This window comes from Flavobacterium sp. UBA6195 (assembly GCF_002422095.1).
Classification (GTDB): domain Bacteria; phylum Bacteroidota; class Bacteroidia; order Flavobacteriales; family Flavobacteriaceae; genus Flavobacterium.
On record NZ_DITB01000091.1, the window covers coordinates 12,734 to 34,332 of the forward strand.

General features: G+C 32.3%; 18 protein-coding genes and 1 tRNA gene. 17 read left to right on the top strand and 2 right to left on the bottom strand.

Features of this window, described 5'->3' with window-relative positions:
• Window positions 1-33 precede the first annotated feature (33 nt).
• The 4 genes from B4I81_RS08155 to B4I81_RS08170 all read left to right on the top strand — a co-directional run bounded on the left by B4I81_RS08155 (window position 34) and on the right by B4I81_RS08170 (window position 5,777).
• Entirely contained in the window at window positions 34-1,020 is a 987-nt protein-coding gene (locus B4I81_RS08155; protein WP_291109509.1) for a homocysteine S-methyltransferase family protein, read from the top strand.
• A 143-nt stretch (window positions 1,021-1,163) separates the two neighbouring features.
• Window positions 1,164-4,241 carry a vitamin B12 dependent-methionine synthase activation domain-containing protein gene (locus B4I81_RS08160; RefSeq protein WP_291109511.1) on the top strand — a complete coding sequence of 1,026 codons (3,078 nt, stop codon included), beginning with the start codon at window positions 1,164-1,166 and terminating at the stop codon, window positions 4,239-4,241.
• Window positions 4,242-4,317: 76 nt separating this feature from the next.
• On the top strand, window positions 4,318-5,274 hold the full coding sequence (gene metF / locus B4I81_RS08165) for a methylenetetrahydrofolate reductase [NAD(P)H] (RefSeq protein WP_291109513.1): 957 nt from the start codon (window positions 4,318-4,320) through the stop codon (window positions 5,272-5,274).
• Window positions 5,275-5,387: 113 nt separating this feature from the next.
• Window positions 5,388-5,777 (top strand): hypothetical protein, encoded by a 390-nt coding sequence (locus B4I81_RS08170; RefSeq protein ID WP_291109515.1) that lies wholly within the window; start codon window positions 5,388-5,390, stop codon window positions 5,775-5,777.
• A gap of 53 nt (window positions 5,778-5,830) precedes the next feature.
• On the opposite strand, the gene gldA is transcribed toward B4I81_RS08170, so the two are convergent.
• Window positions 5,831-6,733, bottom strand: coding sequence for a gliding motility-associated ABC transporter ATP-binding subunit GldA (gldA, locus tag B4I81_RS08175; protein ID WP_291109517.1), 903 nt, complete (start codon window positions 6,731-6,733; stop codon window positions 5,831-5,833).
• Window positions 6,734-6,904: 171 nt separating this feature from the next.
• Here gldA and B4I81_RS08180 point away from each other — a divergent pair, with 171 nt between their 5' ends.
• The 9 genes from B4I81_RS08180 (at window position 6,905) to B4I81_RS08220 (ending at window position 17,198) form a co-directional block, all read left to right on the top strand.
• Window positions 6,905-7,987: a bifunctional 3-deoxy-7-phosphoheptulonate synthase/chorismate mutase type II gene (locus tag B4I81_RS08180; protein ID WP_026725905.1), complete on the top strand. Its 1,083-nt coding sequence runs from the start codon at window positions 6,905-6,907 to the stop codon at window positions 7,985-7,987.
• A gap of 65 nt (window positions 7,988-8,052) precedes the next feature.
• Window positions 8,053-9,708 carry a hypothetical protein gene (locus B4I81_RS08185; protein WP_291109520.1) on the top strand — a complete coding sequence of 552 codons (1,656 nt, stop codon included), beginning with the start codon at window positions 8,053-8,055 and terminating at the stop codon, window positions 9,706-9,708.
• Window positions 9,709-9,825: 117 nt separating this feature from the next.
• Window positions 9,826-10,806: a ribosome small subunit-dependent GTPase A gene (rsgA, locus tag B4I81_RS08190; protein ID WP_291109522.1), complete on the top strand. Its 981-nt coding sequence runs from the start codon at window positions 9,826-9,828 to the stop codon at window positions 10,804-10,806.
• Window positions 10,807-10,923: 117 nt separating this feature from the next.
• Complete coding sequence (gene dtd / locus B4I81_RS08195; RefSeq protein ID WP_291109524.1) at window positions 10,924-11,376, top strand: D-aminoacyl-tRNA deacylase; 453 nt, start codon at window positions 10,924-10,926, stop codon at window positions 11,374-11,376.
• A 17-nt stretch (window positions 11,377-11,393) separates the two neighbouring features.
• Window positions 11,394-13,289 (top strand): DUF3857 domain-containing protein, encoded by a 1,896-nt coding sequence (locus B4I81_RS08200; RefSeq protein WP_291109526.1) that lies wholly within the window; start codon window positions 11,394-11,396, stop codon window positions 13,287-13,289.
• Between the two features lie 13 nt (window positions 13,290-13,302).
• Entirely contained in the window at window positions 13,303-15,309 is a 2,007-nt protein-coding gene (locus tag B4I81_RS08205; protein WP_291109528.1) for a DUF3857 domain-containing protein, read from the top strand.
• A 2-nt stretch (window positions 15,310-15,311) separates the two neighbouring features.
• Window positions 15,312-15,638 carry a nucleotide pyrophosphohydrolase gene (locus B4I81_RS08210; RefSeq protein ID WP_014387647.1) on the top strand — a complete coding sequence of 109 codons (327 nt, stop codon included), beginning with the start codon at window positions 15,312-15,314 and terminating at the stop codon, window positions 15,636-15,638.
• A gap of 1 nt (window position 15,639) precedes the next feature.
• A complete protein-coding gene (locus B4I81_RS08215; protein ID WP_291109532.1) occupies window positions 15,640-15,966 on the top strand; it encodes a DMT family transporter in 327 nt (108 codons plus the stop codon).
• The gene (locus B4I81_RS08220; protein WP_291109534.1) at window positions 15,966-17,198 is read left to right on the top strand and encodes a 3-phosphoshikimate 1-carboxyvinyltransferase; all 1,233 of its coding nucleotides are present in this window, start codon (window positions 15,966-15,968) and stop codon (window positions 17,196-17,198) included. The genes B4I81_RS08215 and B4I81_RS08220 overlap by 1 nt, the downstream gene beginning before the upstream one ends.
• 8 nt (window positions 17,199-17,206) lie before the next feature.
• Here the strand turns inward: B4I81_RS08220 and B4I81_RS08225 are convergent.
• Window positions 17,207-17,280 (bottom strand) — tRNA-Pro (locus B4I81_RS08225).
• Between the two features lie 155 nt (window positions 17,281-17,435).
• Here B4I81_RS08225 and queA point away from each other — a divergent pair.
• The 4 genes from queA (at window position 17,436) to B4I81_RS08245 (ending at window position 21,588) form a co-directional block, all read left to right on the top strand.
• Window positions 17,436-18,485, top strand: a complete 1,050-nt coding sequence (queA, locus tag B4I81_RS08230; RefSeq protein WP_291109536.1) for a tRNA preQ1(34) S-adenosylmethionine ribosyltransferase-isomerase QueA — start codon at window positions 17,436-17,438, stop codon at window positions 18,483-18,485.
• Between the two features lie 131 nt (window positions 18,486-18,616).
• Window positions 18,617-19,897, top strand: a complete 1,281-nt coding sequence (gene kynU / locus B4I81_RS08235) for a kynureninase (RefSeq protein WP_291109538.1) — start codon at window positions 18,617-18,619, stop codon at window positions 19,895-19,897.
• 22 nt (window positions 19,898-19,919) lie between these two features.
• The gene (locus tag B4I81_RS08240) at window positions 19,920-20,450 is read left to right on the top strand and encodes a hypothetical protein (RefSeq protein WP_291109540.1); all 531 of its coding nucleotides are present in this window, start codon (window positions 19,920-19,922) and stop codon (window positions 20,448-20,450) included.
• A 61-nt stretch (window positions 20,451-20,511) separates the two neighbouring features.
• Window positions 20,512-21,588: an agmatinase family protein gene (locus B4I81_RS08245; protein ID WP_291109542.1), complete on the top strand. Its 1,077-nt coding sequence runs from the start codon at window positions 20,512-20,514 to the stop codon at window positions 21,586-21,588.
• Window positions 21,589-21,599: the final 11 nt, after the last annotated feature.

Below are 21,599 nucleotides of genomic sequence, written 5' to 3' on the forward strand. Positions count from 1 at the left end.
AAATTAGGCAATTAGCCTTTGTGAGAGAATACAATGTCAAAAATTCAAGAAGAAATCAAAAAACGAATTCTCGTACTCGATGGAGCGATGGGAACGATGTTGCAACGTTATAAATTTGAAGAAGAAGATTTTAGAGGCGAACGTTTTAAAGATTTTCCACATCCATTAAAAGGAAATAACGATTTACTTTCCATTACCCAACCAGAAGCTGTAAAATCAGTACATCGTGCTTATTTTGAGGCGGGTGCCGATATTGTAGAAACCAATACTTTTTCGGGAACTACTATCGGAATGGCGGATTATCACATGGAAGATTTAGTTTATGAGTTGAATTTTCAATCCGCAAAAATCGCCCGTGAAGTCGCTGACAAATTTACCGATAAAACAAGATTTGTAGCAGGTTCTATTGGACCAACCAACAGAACAGCATCAATGTCGCCCGATGTAAACGACCCAGGATTTCGTGCGGTGAATTTTGACGATTTAAAAATTGCTTACAAACAACAAGTTGAAGCTTTAATTGATGGCGGTTGCGATTTACTTTTGGTAGAAACTATTTTCGATACGTTAAATGCGAAAGCCGCTTTGTTTGCTATTGAAGAAGTTAAAGAAGAGCGCAATATCGATATTCCAGTAATGGTTTCAGGAACGATTACCGATGCTTCTGGAAGAACATTATCGGGACAAACGGTGGAAGCTTTTTTAATTTCGATTTCACATATTACGTTGTTAAGTGTTGGATTTAATTGCGCTTTAGGAGCGGATCAATTGAAACCGTATTTGAAACGATTAGGAAATAACACCTCGTTAAATATTTCGGCACATCCTAATGCCGGTTTGCCTAATGCCTTCGGACAATACGACCAAACGCCAGAAGAGATGCAACAATTAATTCGGGAATATTTACAAGAAAATTTAGTAAATATCATCGGTGGTTGTTGCGGAACGACTCCCCAACATATCAAATTAATTGCTGAGGTAGCAAAAGAATTCAAGCCAAGAGAAAGTGTTTTGGTTTAAGTAAAGAATTACAATGAAAAACAGTACCATAAAAATACAATTCGAAACATTTTTACAGTCGCAACGATGTTGGGTATGCCAATACGTTAGCGACAGTAAATCCTTTTGGAAAGATGTTGCGAAACATTATAAAAGAATAAGTAATGAGTTATAATTCCGATAAATATTTAAAATTATCAGGTTTAGAACCTTTGATTGTAACTCCAGAAACCAATTTTGTAAACATTGGAGAACGCACAAACGTAACAGGTTCAAGAAAATTTCTACGATTAATTAAAGAAGAAAAATACGATGAAGCCTTAGATATCGCACGTGCTCAAGTTGAAGGTGGTGCGCAAATCATCGATGTTAATATGGATGAAGGAATGTTAGATGGCGTTTATGCGATGACTAAATTCCTAAATCTTATCGCAGCCGAACCTGATATAGCGAGAGTTCCTGTTATGATTGATTCCTCAAAATGGGAAATTATCGAAGCTGGTTTGAAAGTGATACAAGGAAAAGGTGTGGTGAATTCGATTTCGTTAAAAGAAGGTGAAGCTACTTTTATTCATCATGCCAAATTAATCAAACGATACGGAGCTGCTGTAATCGTAATGGCTTTTGACGAAAATGGTCAAGCGGATACGTATGAAAGACGTATTGAAATCTGTAAAAGAAGTTATGATATTTTGGTGAACCAAGTTGGTTTTCCTGCGGAAGACATCATTTTTGATCCCAATATTTTCCCAGTAGCAACTGGAATGGAGGAACATAAACTAAATGCCTTAGATTTCTTCCGTGCAACCAAATGGATTCGCGAAAATCTACCGTATGCTAATGTTTCGGGCGGTGTGAGTAACGTTTCTTTTTCTTTCCGTGGTAACGATAAAGTACGGGAAGCGATGCATTCGGCGTTCTTGTATCATGCCATTCAAAACGGAATGACAATGGGAATTGTGAATCCAGAAATGTTAGAGATTTATGATGAAATCGATCCTGTTTTATTAGAACACGTTGAAGATGTTTTGCTAAATAGAAGAGAAGATGCTACGGAACGTTTGCTAGATTTAGCCGAAAGTTTTAAAGGTGATGTAAAATCGAATGAAAAAGCTATAGCCGAATGGCGAAATGGTTCGGTTCAAGAACGTTTGACCTATTCATTAGTAAAAGGGATTGATGAGTTTATCGAAGTTGATGTGGAAGAAGCACGTCAGTTAGCCAAAAAACCAATCGAAGTTATCGAAATCAATTTAATGGCTGGAATGAATGTGGTTGGAGATTTGTTCGGTTCTGGAAAAATGTTTTTACCGCAAGTAGTGAAATCTGCTCGTGTTATGAAAAAAGCGGTGGCTTATCTTCTTCCTTATGTTAGCCCCCCAACCCCCGGAGGGGGAGCTGAAAAGCAATCGTGGAATACGGCTAGCCCAATACTGTATAAATCTCTAAAAGAGAAAGCAAAAGAAATGAGAAACAAGCCAACTGAGGCAGAAAAATTGCTTTGGAGTGTTTTATCGAATAAAGGGATTAATGGTTATAAATTTAGAAGGCAACATATTATTGGTGAATATATTGTAGACTTTGTTTGTTTGGAAAAAAAACTGGTTATTGAAGTTGATGGTTCCATTCATAATTTGAAAGAACAAATAGAACATGATAAACAGAGAACTGAATGGCTTGAATCTAAAGGATTTAAAATAGTAAGATTTAAAAATCAGGAGGTTTTAAATAATTTATTTGAAACTATTGAAAACATCAAAAAGGAATTATCCGTGAAGTTTGTAGCTCCCCCTTCGGGGGCGGGGGGGGCTGGTAAGATTCTGATGGCAACTGTAAAAGGCGATGTTCATGATATTGGTAAAAATATTGTTTCAGTAGTTTTAGCTTGTAATAATTTCGAAATTATCGATTTAGGAGTGATGGTTCCACCTGAAAAAATCATTGAAACTGCGGTTAAAGAAAATGTAGATATTATCGGTTTGAGTGGTTTGATTACGCCTTCGTTGGATGAAATGGTGTATTTGGCTAAAGAAATGGATAAATTGAATATCAAAATTCCAATTATGATTGGTGGCGCAACCACTTCTCGTGCGCACACAGCAGTGAAAATTGCTCCAGAATATAAAGAAACCGTGGTTCATGTGAACGATGCTTCTCGTGCCGTAACCGTTGCAACGAATTTACTACAACCCGATACTAAAGTTACTTATACAAAGTTACTTCGTGAAGAATACGATTCACTTCGAGAAGGATATTTAAGCAGAAGTCGTGAGAAAAATTTCTTGTCAATTAAAGAAGCAAGGAAAAATAAATTCAAAATTGATTGGGATACTTACGAACCAGTAAAGCCAAATTTCATTGGAACCAAAACCATTGAAGTCGAGTTGTCAGAATTAGTAGATTTTATCGATTGGACACCGTTTTTTCAATCATGGGAATTGTACGGGAAATTTCCAGCGATATTAACCGACGATATTGTAGGTGAACAAGCGACTCATTTGTTTGAAGATGCACAAAAAATGCTTTCTCAAATTGTTTCAGAAAATTGGTTCAATGCAAAAGGAATTTTAGGGATTTTCCCGGCGAATACAATAAATCACGATGATATCGAGCTTGTCACTTCGAGCGGAGTCGAGAAGTTTCTGAGTTTAAGACAACAATCTCAAAAAACAGTTGGAGTTCCAAATATTGCTTTGGCTGATTTTATTGCTCCTAAAGAAATTGGTAAACAAGATTATATTGGATGTTTCTGCGTTTCAACTGGTTTTGGGGTAGACGAAAAAGCTTCGGAATTCGAAAAACAATTAGACGATTACAATTCAATTTTAGTAAAAGCTTTAGGAGACAGATTAGCAGAAGCTTTTGCGGAATATTTACACTTGAAAGTTCGTAAAGAAATTTGGGGTTATGCTTCAGATGAAGTTTTGTCAAACGATGAATTAATAAAAGAACAATATCAAGGAATTCGTCCGGCGCCAGGTTATCCAGCTTGTCCTGACCATTTAGAAAAACCAACAATTTGGAAATTATTAAATGTAGAACAAGAAATAGGAGTGAAGTTAACCGAAAGTATGGCGATGTGGCCAGCAGCTTCGGTTTCGGGTTATTATTTTGCCAATCCAGAAAGTAAATATTTTGGTTTAGGAAAAATTAAAAAAGACCAATTAGAAGATTACGCCAAAAGAAGAAATATTAGTGTTGAACAAGCCGAAAAATGGCTATCACCCAATTTAGCAGATTAAATAAGTTTATAGTTTATTGTTTATGGTTAAAAGTTGGAAACCACAAACAATAAACAATTAACTACAAACATAAAACATGAAAGTAACAGAACATATACAAAACGCAAATGGAAAACCTTTGTTCTCCTTCGAAATTTTACCACCCTTAAAAGGACAAAACATTCAATCGATTTTTGATAGTATTGATCCATTGATGGAATTTAATCCGCCATTTATTGATGTAACGTATCATCGTGAGGAATATGAATTCAAGGAATTAGAAAACGGCTTGCTTCAGAAAAAAGTAGTAAAAAAACGTCCGGGAACGGTTGGGATTTGTGCCGGAATTCAGAATAAATACGAAGTAGATGCTATTCCACATATCTTATGTGGTGGTTTTACTAAAGAAGATACTGAAAATTTATTGATAGACTTGGATTTCTTAGGAATTGATAATGTTGTAGCGCTTCGTGGCGATGCAGTAAAAAGCGAAATTTATTTCAAGCCCGAAAAAGAAGGTCATGCCTATGCTTCGGAATTAGTAACACAAATAAGCAATTTGAATAAGGGAATTTATTTGGACGAAGATTTACAAAATTCAACTAAAACCGATTTTTGTATCGGAGTGGCTGGTTATCCAGAAAAACACATGGAAGCACCCAGTATGGATAGCGATATTCATTTCTTGAAGCAAAAAATTAAAAATGGTGCCGATTATATTATTACTCAGATGTTTTTTGATAACAAAAAATTCTTCGATTTTGTTGCCAAATGCAGAGCGGCTGGAATTACTGTTCCAATTATTCCGGGATTAAAACCTATCGCAACGAAAAAGCAATTGAATTTAATTCCGCATCGTTTCAAAGTTGATTTACCTGACGATTTGATTATGGCTGTGGTGAAAGCAAAAGATAATTATCACGTTAAACAAATTGGTATTGAATGGTGTACACAACAAAGTAAGGAGCTAATTGCTGCTGGTATTCCAATTTTACATTATTATTCCATGGGAAAAGCAGAGAATGTAAAAGCGATTGCTAAAGAAATTTTTTAATTACAATTATCTTGTTATTAGCCCAGTTATTAAATTACTAGTTTGTTTTTCTGGTAATAGCTTGTGGATACAATTTATTTTTTGTAACTTCATTCCAAGAAAATTAAGTTATTATGAAAAATTTAGTATTCACTTTCGTAATAGTACTCGTATCTCAAATGGGATTTGCGGGTGAGTTAGACTCTATTTTAAGTAAAGCTAGAGCTTTAACTAATAATAAAGATTACACCGAAGCAATTTTAGTATATGAAAATTATATTAAAGTATCTAAAGGTGAAAATTTAAAAGAGGTATATATAGAATTAGCAAATTGCTACTTCTATTTAGGAAAAAAACATGAAGCAGTGAATAATATAAAAACCGCTATTGTGAAACATGGTTTTACAGAAGAAGATTTTATTTATAATTCTGTACTAAATGAAAAATTATCATCTTACGCTCTTTCCGTTTTGTATGATGATTATTATAAGCTTAGAAATAAGTATTTGGCAACTTTAAATTAAGTTTAGTCAATTGATAAAAAAATCTCCTTACAAGATCTTGTAAGGAGATTTTTTTATTTCTTCCCAGTTTTCTCTCTGAATATCTGTTCAAGGTTTTTACTTTTCAATACAATTTGTAAGGTTCTTAATTGATGTTCTTGAGCAAAATCAAACAATGATGGACGCATATCCGTAGCTGAATTAAAAGTTAATTCCCAAACTAAATCATGTGTGTTTTTTGCTGATTTTAAATTAGGTAGAGATGTAAAAATAGTTTCATTTACTTTTTTATCGAATTCTACTTCAATAATTTGTTCTGCTTCTTCCTGAACAAGATTGTTTAATTTTTTATCGGTAACAATTTTACCTTTGTCAATAATGATAATTCTATCGCATATCGCTTCCACTTCTTGCATAATGTGCGTTGAAAGAAAAACGGTTTTATTTTTTCCAATGTTTTTTATCAAATCACGAATTTCTACCAATTGATTTGGGTCTAAACCAGTCGTTGGTTCGTCTAAAATCATCACATCTGGATTGTGTAATAAAGCCGTTGCTAATCCAACACGTTGACGATATCCTTTTGATAATTCTCCTATTTTCTTATGACTTTCTGGCGTTAACCCTGTTAAAGCAATTACTTCGTCAATTCTAGATTTCGCAACTTTATGTAAATCGGCATTAAAAGCCAAATATTCTCTAACATATAAATCTAAATAGAGTGGATTATGTTCAGGTAAATACCCAACCGACTTCTGTACTTCTTTTTGTGCTGAAGTTACATCGTATTCGTTTACAACTGCAGTTCCGCTATCTGCTGTTAAATAAGTGGTCAAAATTTTCATCAAAGTGGATTTTCCGGCGCCATTTGGACCTAAAAAACCTACAATTTCTCCCTTTTTTACAGAAAAGCTAACGTTATCTAACGCTTTTTGTAATCCGTAATTTTTTGAAATATTTTGAACTTCAATCGACATATGATATAAATTTTAGCAAAAGTAACTTTTTTTAATTGAACTCAAATTGATTTAAAAAAGTATTTACTGTTTGAAATTTCTTTAAAATTTTTCGCTTTTCAAGGCTGTTTTTAATTTAATTTTATAATTCTTAAGCATAATTAATTGTAATTTTGCACGCAATTGATTATTATGGAAAATAAAAAAGAATTACGCACTTGGTTAGATGATTTTCATTTGAATCATCCACTGGTAATTGCAGGACCTTGTAGTGCTGAAACCGAAGAACAAGTTTTAAAAATAGCACACGAATTGAAGAATTCTGATGTTTCTATTTTCCGTGCGGGAATTTGGAAACCTCGCACACGTCCAGGTGGATTTGAAGGTGTGGGCGAAATTGGATTAAAATGGTTACAAAAAGCCAAAGCTGAAACCGGTTTGTTAATGGCAACGGAAGTCGCTACGGCAGCTCACGTAAAATTAGCATTGGAACACGATATCGATGTGTTGTGGATTGGAGCTAGAACTACCGTAAATCCTTTCGCTGTTCAAGAAATTGCAGATGCTTTGCAAGGAACAGATAAAATCGTTTTGTTAAAAAATCCAGTAAATCCTGATTTATCTTTATGGATTGGTGGTTTAGAACGATTGTATAATGCGAATATCAAAAAATTAGGTGTAATTCACAGAGGATTTTCTACTTACGAAAAAACAAAATACCGTAATAATCCGGAGTGGCAAATTGCTATCGATATGCAAAATCGTTTTCCCGATTTGCCTTTGATTTGCGATCCTTCGCACATTACCGGAAAGCGCGATATGATTCAAGAAGTGTCGCAACAAGCTTTAGATTTGAATTACGACGGATTAATTATTGAAACCCACATTGACCCAGATAACGCTTGGAGTGATGCTGCCCAACAAGTAACGCCAGCAACATTGAAACAAATGTTCATCAATTTACGTGTTAGAAAAGTGTCGGATGATGAAAGCGAATACAACCAAAAAATGGCAAAACTGCGCATGCAAATTGATGAGTTTGATGGTAAACTGTTAGAAATTTTGGGTAACCGAATGAAAGTTGCCGATAAAATCGGATTGTTAAAGAAAGAAAAAAATGTGGCTATTTTACAAAACCAACGCTGGAACGAAATCTTAGGAAAAATGATTTTAGAGGGCGAAGAAAAAGGTTTGAGTAACGAATTTGTAATGCAATTGTTTAAAGCAATTCACCAAGAAAGTATTACACATCAAGAAAAAGTAATTAATAAATAGATTTTTTTAGAAAATATTCTTACATTTTTTGTAATATCGCGCCACAAATCTTTTAATAATAAATAATGAAAAAAATTAATCTGTTTTTGTTTGCTTTTGTGCTTGGGATTCAATTCTTAGTTGCTCAAAACAAAATAGACAAAGTGTCTTTAACTTATGGAGAAGAGTTAGCAGACGATAAACAAAAAATCGTTAAAATCGTTGGAGAATCTAATAACAAAATCTTTGCTTTAGCTATAAAAGGAAAAGATGATTATTTCATAAAAATATTTGAATCGGGTTCAATGAAACTTATTTCATCTAATCCAATTGTAATTCCTCAAATTAGTGACAAAGAAGTTGATTTTGAAGAAATTTTTCTTTTAAATGACAATCTTTATGTAATTGGTAGTGTTTACAATAAAAAAGATAAAATTTTTAATTTAGTTGCCACACAGGTTTCTGATAAAGGTGTTTTAAGTAAATCTCCAGTGGTATTGTTTGATGCTGAAGTTGCAAAAAAATCAAGCAGAGGCGATTTTTATTTCAAGTTATCTCCAGATGAGGGTGCTTTGTTAGTAATGTATACTTCATTGTTTTCAAAAGAAGATGCGGTAAAATATGAAGTAAAATTGTTTGATGACAAAATGGGAACGTTGTTCTCAAATACTGAAAAAGTTAAGTTTGATGACAGTAAAAAAGATTATGAATTTACAATTTCTGATTTTGAAGTTAATTTTCAAGATGATGTTTTCTTAGTAGTTAATGAAAGTTACAGAGATTCAAAAAAGAAAGAACAAATTGAAAAATTTGAAATCCATACTTTCAAAAGAAGTAACGGATACAAAAAGGAAATCGTAAATATTGATATTAAAGGGAAAGAAATTATCAATTGTAAAATGATTTCTACTAATAAAAATACTTTAAAAATAGTTGGTTTTTATTCAAGCGTAAGAGAAAACGGAAAAGCAAATAAAGAACTTAAAGGAGTTTATAACGCAACGGTTGATTTAAATACGAATGCAACTAATGCAGTAAAGTTTAATGAGTTTGATTATGCAACAAAAGTTAAACTATTAGGTGAGAGAAGAGCTAAAAAAGGAAAAGACGTTAAGCCTTTCTATAATATAACAACTATTATTGAAAAAAATGATGGTGGTTTAATCGTATTGTCTGAATTTCAGTATGTTTATGTAGGTCAAAGTTCTGGTATTGGGCCATTAGCGGCAACACCTGTAACGTACACTAAAAACGAAATTATTATTACAAGTTTAAAAGCAGATGGTACATTTGAATGGGGTAATGTTTTACCAAAAGAACAATCTGCAACTGTAACTACATTGTCAATTGGATTAGGATTTGCTGGAGGTAACGGAAGTTTTGCAGTTGGTGGTTCAATTCAAATTCCATTAACACAATTAGGAAAAGGTCCTGAATATTTAGGAGCAATTCCTATTTACAAAAATGGGGTACTTAATTTACTTTTTAACGATAACGTTAAAAACAAAGGTGTGACTAATATTGATGATATTAAATCCTTAGGTAATTATAACAATGCAGTTCCAGCATTATTCATTTTCGATTCTAACGGAAATATGACAAGAAAAGATCCAGAAGAAGTAATTAAAAATGAATTGGTATTGCGTCCTGGAGTATATTATAGAAAATCAGACAAAGAATTTATCGTTTACTCTTCAAGAAAAAGTAAAGATAAGTTAGGAAGAATGATTTTAGAAGAGTAATAAAAAAGGCTACCAAGAGTAGCCTTTTTTATTGCCTTAATTTTCAATAGAAACATTATCTTTGCAAGATATAACGAAGTTGAATCGGTTTTTCAAACTTCTAATTTTTACCTTTTAATGACAGGAATCGTTTATAAATCTACTGGAAGCTGGTACACCATTAAGACAGAAAATGGTGCTTTTTTAGAGTGCCGTATAAAAGGTAAATTTAGAATGAAAGGCATCAAAAGTACCAATCCTATTGCGGTGGGCGACGTTGTAGATTTCGATATTGAAAATACCACTGATGAAACCACTGGAGTAATCACAGCGATTCACGATAGAAAAAATTACATCGTTAGAAAGTCGGTAAATTTATCGCATCAAATGCATATTATCGCATCAAATATTGACGTGGTTTTTTTATTGGTTACCATTAATAATCCACCAACAACCACAAGTTTTATCGACCGATTTTTAGTTACCGCTGAAGCTTATGGAATTGAAGCCGTAATTGTCTTCAATAAAATAGATACGTTTGATGACCCTACATTAGACGAACAATTATATTTACAACATGTGTATTCTTCAATAGGCTATAAATGTTTACGTGTTTCTGCTAAAGATGGAAAAGGAATTGAAGAACTTAAAGCATTAATGAAAGACAAAGTTTCTATGTTTTCAGGACATTCGGGTGTTGGAAAATCAACTTTGGTAAACACTTTAGAACCAGGATTGAATTTAAAAACCAAACAAATTTCCGAATCGCATGCACAAGGAAAGCACACCACAACTTTTGCTGAAATGTTTGATTTGTCTTTCGGAGCTAAAATTATAGACACTCCGGGAATTCGTGGTTTTGGAATTGTCGACATGGAAAAACAAGAAATTGGTGACTATTTCCCTGAATTTTTTGCTTTGAAAGACCAATGTAAATTTAATAACTGTTTACATAAAGACGAACCGCATTGTGCCATCAAAAAGGCATTGGAAAATGACGAAATTTCATGGTCGCGCTATAAAAGTTATACCCAAATTTTAGAAGGCGACGAGGAACAATATCGTGCAGATATTTATGATGCCGAGCGAAAAAATAGTGATGAAATAAGAAATTCCTAGATTTCGAAGTCTCATAGATATTTTAAACAAGCAATAATTTGCAAATATTTTTTGCAAAAAAATACAGAAATACGGATTTTCGTAAATAAATTCTGTTATTTTTTTTATTTTTGGTGAATGAAAGCAGTTATTCAAAGAGTTTCTCATTCATCGGTAAGCATTAATAATCAAATTGTAGCTCAAATTCAAAGTGGTTTGTTAGTTTTAATTGGTGTTGAAGATGCCGATAACAAAGATGATGTTCATTGGTTAACTTCAAAAATCGTGAATCTTCGTATATTCCCAGATGAAAATGAAGTAATGAATTTATCATTAAAAGATATTGATGGAGAAATGATTATAGTTTCTCAATTCACCCTACATGCATTAACTAAAAAAGGGAATCGTCCTAGTTATATTAAAGCTTCAAAGCCAGAAATTGCTATTCCACTTTACGAATCTTTTATAAAAGAAATGGAAGTGGAATTAGGTAAAAAAGTGCAAACTGGACAATTTGGTGCGGATATGAAAGTAAGTTTGATTAATGATGGACCTGTAACGATTATAATTGACACTAAAAATAAAGAGTAATAATAAAGTAAATTCTAATGTTAAAAAAAATATTGTTTTTTCTTCTTTTAACTTCATTTTGCTATTCACAAGATTTTAGATTATCAGCGTTGTCTATTTCAAAAGAATTAACTGAAAATGCGAATAGTGTAGTTAGAGATCAAAAACTTGAAATTGACATTTCTTCTTTAAATCAAATGCAAATTAAGAAGAAAAAAATAATATCAGTTCTAAACAGTAAAGGTTTAAATAATGTAGATGCTGTGGAATATTATGACAAATCAACAAAAGTCAAATTAATTGAAGCTACTATTTACAACTCTTACGGAGAAGAAATAAAAAAAATAAAAAGAAAAGATTTTCAAGACCGAAGTGTTGTAGATGGCTTTTCGGTTTTAACAGATGGTAGGATATTGTATTTAGATTACACACCTATAGCCTATCCTTTTACAATTGTTTATGAAAGTATTGTTGAAAGTAACAATACAGCATTTATTCCTTCTTGGTATCCGCTGGATGATTATTATGAAAGTATTGAAAAATCATCAATTAAAATTGAATATATAAAAACATTAGGATTTAAGTTTAAAGAAAATAATTTTATTGGCGATAAAATAAAAAAAGAAGAAAAAGAAAATTCGATTACATATACTGCCGAAAATATTTTTGCAGAAAAACCTGAAGAATACTCTCCAATAATTGAAAAAAAATTTCCTATTGTTGTTTTTGGATTAGATAAATTTAATTTAGAAGGTTTTGAAGGTAGCGCTGTTTCTTGGGAAGAGTTCGGAAAATTATGGTATAAAAATTTAGTCTCCGATTCGGAAGAGATTAGTTTAGAAACAAAAGCAAAAATTAATGAACTTGTAAATAATGAAACGGATGTTTTAAAAAAAGCAAGAATAATTTATGAGTTTGTTCAAAATAGAACTCGTTATGTAAGTGTTCAATTAGGTATAGGTGGATGGAAGCCAATGAAGCCAATAGATGTGGATAAATTAGGGTATGGTGATTGTAAAGCCTTGTCTAATTACACACGTGTTTTATTAAAAAATGTTGGAATAGAATCGTACTACACTGTAATATACGGCGATAGTAAAAAGAAAGATTTTGATCAAGATTTTGTTTCTAAACAAGGAAATCATGTTATATTAACAATCCCTTATCAAGACAAAAATATTTTTTTAGAATGTACAAATCAAAACGTTCCGTTTGGTTACGGAGGTACATTTACAGACGATAGATTTGCTTTGTTAATAAAGCCTCAAGGCGGGCAAATAATAAAAACTAGTTCTTATTCCGAATTAGATAATTTTCAACAAATACATGCAAAAATGTCATTTGACACGAATGGAAATTTAGAAGGAAATATTAAGATTGTTTCTAAAGGAATTCAATATGATGATGTGTATAATATTCAGAATAGTTCAAAACAAGATATTGAAAATTATTATTACCAATCAAAATTTCCATGGATTAATAATATGAAAATTGAGTCGTTTACTTTTAATAATGATAAGGATAAAATTGAATTTACAGAGAATTTAAAAGTAAAAATTGAAAAAAGTTTAGTCAAAACCAACAATGTTAATTTGTTCTCATTTAATATATTTAATAAATTAACATCAATACCTCAACGATACAAAAACCGAAAGTATCCTTTAGAAATTAAGAGAGGATATTCTGATGAAGACATTGTAGAGATTGAGATTCCATCTACATTTAAAATAGAATCAATCCCTGATGATGTAATAATTGAGAATAAATTTGGGAAATATCAGATGGAGTGTAGGGTAAAGAATAACGTGTTTATTTACAAAAGAGTAGTAACAGTTAAACAAGGAGTTTACGAAAAATCAGAATACGAAAATTATAGACAATTTATTGAACAAATCGTGAAAAATGACAACGCAAAACTTACAATTAAAGAATAATAAAATGAAATTTATGAAAACAAAACTATTGATTTTTTTACTTTTTACAACATTTATATATTCTCAAGAATATGAACTTGGAAAAGTTACCATTGAAGAATTAAAAGAGACAAAACATCCAAAGGATACTTCAGCAGTTGCTGCTTTTATTTTTTCTAAAGGAAAAACTAGTTTGCAATATCAACAAGGAAAAGGATTTTTATTAGTTACAGAAGTAGAAAATAAAATAAAGATATATAAGAAGGAAGGTTATGAATGGGCAAATGAAGAAATTTCTCTTTACATTGGTGGAAATGAGAAAGAAACTGTTTCTTTTTCAAAAGCAATAACTTACAATCTCAAAGATGGAAAAATTGAAAAAACAAAGTTAGGACGTGATGGAGAGTTTGAAGAAAAAGTTAATAAGTTTTGGACAAAAGGTAAAATCTCAATGCCTAATGTAAAAGAGGGGTCTATTATTGAATATAAATATGAAATAAAATCCCCATATTTAAACAGTTTCCCTGTTTGGGAGTTTCAAACTTATATACCAGTAAATTATTCAGAATATACAACCCAAATTCCTGAATATTTTATTTATTCAAAAATGAATAAAGGTGAATTAATTCCTAAAGTTTCTGTTGATAAACAAAATAAAGATATAATATTTAATTCATCTGAAAGATATTCTGCAAATGGGGTTATGACGACTGATTTTTCAAAACAAACTGTTAATTATGAAGAAACAAAAACAACTTATGTTTTAAATGATATTGTTGCTATTAAAGATGAAGCTTTTGTTAATAATGTAAAAAATTATTCATCTAGTATCTTACATGAATTATCTATGACAAAATATCCAAATTCACCAACTAAATCATATTCATCAGATTGGGAGTCTGTCGTAAAAACAATTTACGATAATGAGGATTTTGGAGGGCAATTAAATAAAGCAAATTTTTATGAAGAGGATTTAAATGCTTTGTTAAAAGATATAACAACTACTGAAGATAAAATAATAACCATTTTTAGTTACATAAAAAACAGATTAAATTGGAATGGATACGTAGGGTATTATTCAGACAAAGGAGTAAAAAAGGCTTATCAAGAGAAAACAGGTAACACTGCAGACATTAACTTATTGTTAGTTTCAATGTTAAATTATGCCAAATTAAATGCTAGTCCCATTTTATTAAGTACTCGTTCAAATGGAATACCAATCTTTCCAAGTAGAAATGGATTTAATTATGTGATAGCAGGAGTAGAATTAAGTAATGGTTCAGTAGTTTTGTTAGATGCTACAAATAAAAATGCTGTTCCTAATATCATTCCAGAAAATGCTTTGAACTGGTTTGGAAGAATAGTGCGAAAAAATGGAACCTCTGAAATGGTAGATTTATATCCTAAAAAAGTATCATTAGAAACTATTTCAATCTTGGCAGAATTAAAATCCGATGGTTCAATTTCTGGAAAACAACGTAAACAATTAACAGATTATAATGCATTTCGATTTAGAAGTAGACATGCTAATAGAAATCACGATGATTATGTTCAAGAATTAGAAAAAGAACATAATTTTTCTGCAGTAGAAAATTATGAAGTAACTAATACTAATGATTTGTCTAAGCCTATTGTTGAAACGTATAGTTTCTCAAGTAATTCTATGACAGATATTATCGATTCTAAAATATATATTACACCAATGCTTTTTCACCAAATGGACGTAAATCCTTTTAAAGCGGAAGAAAGAGCGTATCCTATAGATTTTAATTTCCCTTCTAAAGATACGTACAACTTTAGTATAAAAATTCCTGAAGGTTATGTTGTAGAATCAAAGCCTGAGACTTTAAATTTAAATATGAATCAAAATATGGTTTCTTTTAGATATTCAGTTTCTGAAAATTTAGGTACAATTCAATTGTCATGTGTTATTGAAGTTAACTCACCAATTATTGAAAGCGATTATTATCCTCATTTAAAAGAACTTTTCAATCAAATTGTCTTAAAACAAAACGAGAAAATTGTATTAGTAAAGAAATAATTATGAATTTAAAAAACGCACAACAAGAAGTTGATAATTGGATTAAGGAACACGGTGTTCGGTACTTCAATGAATTAACAAATATGGCTCAACTTACTGAAGAAGTAGGTGAAGTGGCTAGAATTATCGCTAGAAGATATGGCGAACAATCAGAAAAAGAGTCAGATAAAAACAAAGACTTAGGTGAAGAATTAGCCGATGTTGTTTTTGTGGTTTTGTGTTTGGCAAATCAAACAGGAGTTGATTTACAAGCAGCTTTCGATAAGAAAATGGATTTAAAAACAAAACGCGATCATGATCGCCATCACAATAACGATAAATTGAAATAAATTGAACTGGATTTTACTCATAATAGCAGGTTTATTCGAAGTAGGCTTTGCAACTTGTCTCGGAAAAGCTAAAGAATCAACCGGAAACACTTCTTTACTTTGGTACGGAGGTTTTTTAGTTTGTCTTTCTATTAGCATGATTTTGCTGGTAAAAGTCACAAAAGAATTGCCTATCGGAACCGCTTATGCAGTATGGACAGGAATTGGCGCTGTAGGAAGTGTTTTAGTTGGAATTATCGTTTTTAAAGAACCCGCTACTTTTTGGCGCGTATTTTTTATTAGTACCTTAATACTCTCAATAATTGGATTGAAAGTCGTTACCAAATAATGGATTTACTTTTAACATACAGCTCGCAGCTTGCAACTCGCAACTCGCAACTTTCCATCACAGGAAGTAAATCTGAGACAAATAGACTATTGCTTTTGCAAGCTTTGTATACCAATTTAATTTTGGAAAACACTTCCAATTCTGATGACTCCGAAGTGATGCAAAAAGCATTGCAAAACTCCCCACTCATAGACGTTCACCACGCAGGAACAGCGATGCGGTTTTTAACTGCATATTTTTCTATTCAAGAAGGAAAAGAAGTAGTTTTAACAGGCTCTTCTCGAATGAAAGAACGTCCGATTCAAATTTTGGTTGACGCTTTAAATCAGTTAGGAGCCGAAATTACTTATGAAGAAAAGAAAGGTTTTCCTCCAATAAGAATCAAAGGGAAAAAAATAACCCAGAATAAAGTATCACTGTCAGCCAATGTAAGCAGTCAATATATTTCAGCCTTGTTGTTAATTGCGCCCAAATTAGAAAAGGGTTTGGAATTAACCTTAGAAGGCGAAATCACTTCGATCCCCTACATCAAAATGACGTTAGCACTATTGAATGAAATAGGAATTGAAACTTCTTTTGTTGGAAATAAGATTGTGGTTTGTCATGCTGAACTCGTTTCAGCATCTCAGTTAACTGTAGAGTCCGATTGGTCATCTGCATCGTATTGGTATTCCATTGTGGCGTTATCTAAAATCGGAACTCAAATTACTCTTTCTAGTTATAAAGAAAATAGCTTGCAAGGCGATAGCGCTTTGGTAACCATATATCAAGATTTTGGTGTTGAAACTACTTTTAATACAGATAATTCAATCACGATTTCTAAAATAAACAATTGTCAATTGTCAATTGTCAATTATCAATTAAATAATTGTCCCGACATTGCTCAAACCATAGCGGTAACTTGTTTCGGATTAGGAATAGGTTGTGAATTAACGGGATTACACACGTTGAAAATCAAAGAAACCGATCGTTTAGAAGCTTTAAAAATGGAGTTAACTAAGTTAGGAGCCGATATTTCAGTCACTAATGATGCGCTATATTTAAAATCTTCAGTAACTATTAAAGAGAATGTAAGCATCGCTACTTACCAAGATCATAGAATGGCAATGGCATTCGCACCTTTAGCTTTGAAAGTTCCAATACTAATTAATGAAGCAGAAGTAGTTTCTAAATCGTATCCCGATTTTTGGGAAGATTTGAAAAAAGCAGGATGTTCTATTGAAGAAATTTAGAAAGAAAGTCGGGATGACTGGATTCGAACCAGCGACCCCTAGCACCCCATGCTAGTACGCTACCAGGCTGCGCTACATCCCGAAACTATTGCAAAAATAATAACTTTAATTAGATTTATAAAAAATAAACATCAATTTACTTGACAACCCCTATTTGCAGATTGTATATTTGCAACCTTGTTTAGGAGTTTAAAATCTCTTTAAACTTTTAAACTATAAACTTTTAAACCTAAAAGAATGAAATTATCTCATTTCAATTTCAATTTACCAGAAGAATTATTAGCTGAATTTCCAACCGAAAACAGAGATGAATCTCGATTAATGGTGGTAAACAGAAAAACAGGAACTATTGAACATAAATTATTTAAAGATGTTATTGATTATTTTGATGACGGAGATGTAATGGTGTTAAACAATACTAAAGTTTTTCCAGCTCGTTTGTACGGAAATAAAGAAAAAACCGGTGCTCGTATCGAAGTTTTCTTATTAAGAGAATTAAATGCCGAACAACGTTTGTGGGATGTTTTAGTAGATCCAGCACGTAAAATTCGTATCGGAAACAAATTATACTTTGGAGACGACGATTCGTTAGTGGCTGAAGTTATTGATAACACTACTTCTCGTGGTAGAACATTACGTTTTTTATACGATGGTTCTTACGAAGAATTCAGAGAAAAATTAGTAGAGTTAGGAGAAACTCCTATTCCTAAATACATCAATCGTGAAGTAACGCCAGAAGACGCAGAGCGTTATCAAACCATATACGCTAAAGAAGAAGGTGCTGTTGCAGCTCCAACTGCTGGTCTACACTTTTCTAAGCATTTATTAAAACGTTTAGAAATTAAAGGTGTTGATTTTGCAGAAGTAACTTTACATGTTGGTTTAGGAACATTTAATCCAGTGGAAGTAGAAGATTTATCGAAACACAAAATGGATTCTGAAGAAATGATTATTACACAAGAAGCTTGTGATATTGTAAACAATGCCAAAGTGAATAAGAAAAAAATATGTTGTGTAGGAACAACTTCAATGAGAGCAATGGAAAGTTCGGTTTCTTCTCAAAGAACTTTGAATCCTTATACAGGATGGACTAATAAATTCATTTATCCTCCTTACGATTTTAGTATTGCAGATTGTATGATTACTAACTTCCACACCCCAAAATCAACATTATTAATGATGATTTCAGCTTTCTGTGGTCATGACTTAATGATGAAAGCTTACAAAGAAGCCATCCAAGAAAAATATCGTTTTTATTCTTACGGAGATGCGATGTTAATTATATAATTTCTCAATCCCAATCGAAAGGTTGGGATTTTTTATTTTCTAATCCTTCAGATTCAAATTCCTTTTGTCTTTTTTAAAAGTTGGACACCTACTAACTTTTACCTATTTTTGCTAACCAAATAACCAAGAAAATGATTTTTGAAAATACTCGTGAATTCGCACAAAGTTTAGACGTTCAAGACGAATTAAGAAAATACAGAGACGAATTTTACTTTCCACATGTCAACGGAAAACAAGTAATTTATTTTACTGGAAATTCATTGGGTTTACAACCTAAAAGAACGAAAGCTTACGTGGATGAAGTGATGAACGATTGGGCCAATTTAGCGGTAGAAGGACATTTTTATGCCGATAAACCTTGGTGGGATTATCAAGAACGATTCGCTGCTCCATTAAGCGAAATTGTTGGAGCAAAACCAACAGAAGTAGGAGTAATGAATACCTTAACTGTGAATCTTCATTTGTTAATGGTATCGTTTTACAACCCAACGCCAAAGAAATACAAAATCATTTGTGAGGAAAAAGCGTTTCCAAGCGACCAATACATGTTCCAAAGTCAAGTGAAATTTCATGGATATGATCCAAAAGATGCTATCGTAGAAATTAAACGAAGAGAAGGAGAAGCCAATATTCGATTAGAAGATGTATTAACTAAAATTGATGAGGTTGGGAATGAATTAGCTTTGGTTTTAATCGGTGGCGTGAATTATTATACGGGACAAGTTTTTGATATGAAAACCATTACCGAAGCCGGGCACAAATATGGCGCTTATGTAGGTTGGGATTTAGCGCATGCCGCTGGAAATATCAAATTAGCATTACACGATTGGAATGTAGATTTTGCTGCTTGGTGTAGTTATAAATACATGAATTCCGGACCAGGAAATGCTTCAGGATTTTTTGTGCACGAAAAACATCACAATGATAAAGAACTAAAACGTTTTGCAGGTTGGTATGGTCATAACAAAGAGAGAAGATTTAAAATGGAACCTGATTTTGACCCAGTTCACGGAGCAGATGGATGGCAAATTAGTAATCTTCCAATTTTATCTTTAGCACCATATTTAGCTTCGGTAGAAATGTTTGCTGAGGTTGGGATGGATAAACTAATCACAAAACGAAATTTAATAACTTCTTATCTAGAATTCATTCTTCATGAAATTGATAAAGAATTAGAAGGCGCGGATTTCGAAATTATTACACCATCCAATCCAGAAGAACGCGGATGTCAGTTGTCAGTATACCTTCACGGACAAGGAAGAGAGCTATTCGATAGATTAATGAAAAACGGCGTAATTACGGATTGGAGAGAGCCCAATGTAATTCGTTTAGCGCCTGCACCATTCTATTGTTCATTCGAAGATATGTACGAATTTGGGCAAATATTGAAAAGATTGATTTTGGAGAAATAGTGTAAACTTAATTTAATTAAAATTGAAGTCATCTTTTTTACTTTTTTCTCTTATTTTATTTTTGAGTTGTAAAACTTCGAGTATTGAGGTCAATCATTTAAAAGAAAATGAAATTACCTTATTTTATGATACAAGGGAAGTAAAAAATATTGGAGTAATTGATGCTTTTCATAAAGAATATAATAATTTTAGAGTAGGATTTTGGAAGGAATTTCATAAAAATGGGAAATTAAAATCAGAAGGTAATTATAAATTAGATACTTATAAACAATGTTGTGTAAGTGGGTTTTGTGATGGTTATTACAGTTACAAATATGGAGAATGGAAATACTATCATGAAAATGGAAACCTAAAGGCAAAAGGTACGTATCGAATAGGTAAGAAATATAAAAAAACAAGTTGTGAAGGAGGTGATGAAATAAATTTTGGTTATGTCACAAACAATTGGAATTTTTATGATACAAATGGGAATGAAATGAAACCATCTGAAAAAGATATTTTAGAAATTGAGAATAGTAGTTACCTTGATGAATTCGATATGAGTAAATATTGAAACAATTAATTTTGAATAAATAATAAATTCGGGTTCAAAACCTGAAACTTGAAACAAAACAATGACGAAACAACAAATCATAGAAAATTTTGACCCATCACAACCTGGGTTAGCAGATGCTACTGTTTTTGGATTGCCATTTTCAGCAGAGCAAAGTGAAATTATTGTAGTTCCAGTGCCATGGGAAGTAACGGTAAGTTATGGAGCCGGTGCTTCAGAAGGACCAGATGCTATTTTAGACGCTTCTTTTCAGGTGGATTTAAATCATCAAGAGTTTCCTGAATTATGGAAATTAGGAATTTACATGGATGAAGCTCCAGAACATTGGGCAAAGAATTCTGAGAAATATAAAGGAATGGCACAACCTATCATCGAAGCGTTAGAAAATGGAGAAGATGTATCAGTGTTTCCCGCCCTGCAATCCGATTTGGATAAAATCAATAAAGTGTGTAAGGAATTGCATCAAGAAGTAAAAGACCGCGTTTTGCATTGGATGAACAAAGGCAAAAAAGTAGTGCTTTTAGGTGGAGACCATTCAACACCATTAGGCTATTACCAAGCCTTAGCAACCAAATACGACAACTTCGGGATTTTACATTTAGATGCGCATATGGATTTACGTATCGCTTATGAAGGATTTACTTATTCGCACGCATCTATTATGTACAATACGTTACAAATTCCTCAAGTTTCTAAAATTGTTCAAGTAGGAATTCGCGATTTTTGTGAGCAAGAAGTGGAAGTGGCGTTGAAAGATAGAGTTTTAGTGCATACCGATATGGATTTAAAACAAGAAGCTTTCGAAGGTAAAACGTGGCAACAACAATGCGACCATATCATCGCTTCATTACCAGAAAAAGTTTGTATTTCTTTTGATATTGACGGAATGTATCCTTGGTATTGTCCAAACACAGGAACTCCAGTTCCGGGTGGATTTTCATTTGAGCAAGCCGCTTATTTGTTCAGTCGCTTAGCGGAAACTAATAAAGAAATCATCGGATTTGATTTGGTAGAAGTAGCTCCAGGAGATGATGATTGGGATGGAAACGTAGGAGCAAGAATGTTATTTCACATGTGTGGTGCTTTTGCGAAATCTCAGAAAATGAATGTTGGAAATAAAATCAAGTTTAACAAATAATTTATATCTCG